The following is a 269-nucleotide window of genomic DNA, read 5'->3' as shown; positions in this document are numbered from 1 at the left end:
ACCATAGCACCCTCATGAGCGCTCAGGTCGTCAATAATCATATTCATCACATCGCGGAAATTGCGTCCGATATCATAATAGCTGACAGAACCGCGCTTGTTGGAATCCTCCATCACCTTCTTGAAGGTGTGCCTGATTTCATGAATGGCCTTACTTCGCGTTTCGTCTTGAATGATATCGACCTGAACAACGTCATCAGTCCTGGGATCCGCTATATACACATAGTCGATGCCATAGGAAAATAGCCGATCAATGAGTCTTTGGGTGAG

The 269-nt window shown here is 46.1% G+C and carries 1 pseudogene; it reads right to left on the bottom strand.

The features are described from left to right. Positions 1-269 (bottom strand): annotated as a pseudogene (locus KVT27_RS24780) (hypothetical protein); the annotation flags it as partial.

This window comes from Lysinibacillus sp. GbtcB16 (genome assembly GCF_019091145.1).
In the GTDB taxonomy this organism is placed as follows: Bacteria; Bacillota; Bacilli; order Bacillales_A; family Planococcaceae; genus Lysinibacillus; species Lysinibacillus fusiformis.
The sequence above is the reverse complement of the archived record's forward strand: the minus strand, read 5'-3'. Positions and strand labels throughout refer to the sequence as shown.